Source organism: Microbacterium sp., from assembly GCF_041909575.1.
Taxonomy (GTDB): domain Bacteria; phylum Actinomycetota; class Actinomycetes; order Actinomycetales; family Microbacteriaceae; genus Microbacterium.
Map to the genome: position 1 here is coordinate 1 of NZ_JAYRDE010000188.1, position 2,364 is coordinate 2,364.

The 2,364-nt window shown below is 66.7% G+C and carries 1 protein-coding gene, 1 tRNA gene and 1 pseudogene; all 3 read right to left on the reverse strand.

The features are described 5' to 3' along the window. Positions 1 to 66: 66 nt before the first annotated feature. Positions 67 to 1,319, reverse strand: a protein-coding gene (locus tag ACE3O1_RS15395; RefSeq protein ID WP_374316547.1) for an IS3 family transposase whose coding sequence is annotated in 2 segments (ribosomal slippage) — positions 67 to 1,037 and positions 1,037 to 1,319 — 1,254 coding nt in all. Because the reading frame shifts where the segments join, the coding sequence is not laid out codon by codon here. A 252-nt stretch (positions 1,320 to 1,571) separates the two neighbouring features. After that, positions 1,572 to 1,646: transfer RNA gene (locus ACE3O1_RS15400), tRNA-Gln, on the reverse strand. Positions 1,647 to 1,716: 70 nt separating this feature from the next. Further along, positions 1,717 to 2,364: pseudogene (locus ACE3O1_RS15405) on the reverse strand (glutamate--tRNA ligase); the annotation flags it as partial.

Sequence of the window (2,364 nt, forward strand, 5' to 3'; positions counted from 1 at the left end):
GCTGGGGGGCGCGGGCTGAGGTGTGGGTGACTCGCCCCGGCGTGTCCGGAGAGCGTTTTGCTGGTGTCAGCCGGCCTTTCCGACCGGTTCGTTGCGAGCGTAGTCGAGCTGCTCGACCTCGAGGGGCGTGAGGTCATCGATCGAGCCGTGGGGGCGCTGCGTGTTGAACCAGAGCACCCACGACGCGGTTGCCGCCTCGACCTGGTCGATGTCGCGCCAGGGCCCGTCGTGGTGGATGAGCTCGGACTTGTAGAGCCCGATCTGCGACTCCGCGAGGGAATTGTCGTAGGCGTCGCCGACGGACCCGACCGAGGGGTCGATGCCCTCGTCGACGAGCCGGTCGGTGAAGGCAATCGAGGTGTAGACGCTGCCTGCGTCGGTGTGGTGCGTGAGTCCGGCGAACCCGGTGACGCCTTCGCGGCGGCGGGTGAACAGGGCCATGTCGAGGCAGTCGAGCACGAGCGGAGTTGTCATCCAGGTCGCCGCTCGCCACCCGATGATGCGGCGGGAGTGCGCGTCGAACACGAACGCGACGTAGACCCATCCGGACCACGTCCAGACGTAGGTGAAGTCGGCGACCCAGAGCTGGTTCGTGCGGAACCGCGCGAAGTGCCGGTCGACGAGGTCGGCGGGCCTGGTCTCCCGCAGATCCGTATCCACGGGACGTTTCCTCTTCCCGCGGACCACTCCGGCGATCCCGAGCTCGCGCATGAGGCGTTCGACCGTGCAACGGGCAATGTCGTGCCCGTCGCGACGCACCCGCAGCCAGAGCTTCCGGGCCCCGAGCACTTTCCGATGCGTCTGCCACGTGGTCAGGATGATCGGCTTCCACCTCTCGTCCGACACGATCCGCGGTGACGGACCGCGACCTCGCGCGTCGTAGTAGGTCGATGGGGCGATCTTCACGCCGTGCTGGGTAAGCACGGCGCAGATCGACTCGACACCCCATCGGAGCCCTCCGTCGGCGCAGTCCTTGTGCGCGTCGATGAAGCCGACTATCGCTTGTGTGGCCGGTCGAGTTCGGCCGCGAAGAAAGCCGAGGCCGCCTTCAAGATCTCGTTCGCGCGCCGCAGCTCCGCGTTCTCCCGCTTGAGTCGCTTGATCTCCACCGCGGCGTCGGTCGTGACTCCGGGCCGGTCGCCCGCGTCGACCTGCTGCCTGCGGATCCAGGTGCGGATCGTTTCTGGCGACCCGACGCCGAGCATCTGCGCGACAGCGGTCATCGCGGCGTACTCGCTCGGATAGTCGGATCGCACCTCGGCGACCATACGGACAGCACGCTCACGAAGCTCACGCGGGTACTTACTGGGACGTCCCATGAGATAGATCCTTCCAAGGAATCCTGTCTCCGGACATGCCGGGGCGAGTCAACGTGACCGATGAGGGGATCCAGATCGAAGCAGAACGCCACGATGGCAACGTGCGGATTCGTGAGATCCACGGCCGAGTAGAAGTCGCGCGTCAGAGCACCATGTCTGATCAAAACAAAACTCCCCGCTCGCGAGCGGGGAGTTCAGTTTCATACTCAAACAAGGTCAGTTCATTTGACCGGGGTTTGAGTAACTACGATGTGGCTGGGGTACCTGGACTCGAACCAAGAACAACTGAACCAGAATCAGCCGTGTTGCCAATTACACCATACCCCAAGGGGGTTTGACCGGAGTCGCACCGAGGGTCAAGTCTATGCGACCTTCGGCGTCCGGCCAAACTGACGCGCTACCTGTTGACGAGCGCGCCGAGGCGGCGGATCGACTCGGCCTTGCCGAGCAGCTCCATCGACTCGAACAGCGGCGGCGACACGCGCCGACCGCTCACCGCCACGCGCAGCGGACCGTACGCGACGCGGGGCTTCAGGCCCAGCCCGTCGATCAGGGCGCCCGAGAGCGCCTCCTGCACGGCGGCGGCGGTGAAGCCCTGCTCGGGGATCAGCTCGAGCGCGCCGACGGAGGCCACGAGCACCTCCCCCGCGTTCGCGGGCAGTGAGGCCACGGCATCCGCGTCGTAGTCGACCTCGTCGCGGAACAGGAAGCCGAGCAGGCCCGGCGCGTCGCCGAGCAGCTGCATGCGCTCCTGCACGAGGGGGGCGGCGGCATCCAGGATCCGCTGCTCGACCGCCGACAAAGGCGACGACACCAACCCGGCGGCGGCGAGGTACGGCACGAGCCGCGCGGCGAAGTCGGCCGGCGCGAGCATGCGGATGTGGTCGCCGTTGATCGACTCGGCCTTCTTCTGGTCGAAGCGGGCCGGGTTGGGGTTGACGTCGACGATGTCGAACGCGTCGATGAGCTCCTGGCGCGAGAAGACGTCGCGATCGGCCGACAGCGACCAGCCGAGCAGCGACAGGTAGTTGAGCAGGCCCTCGTG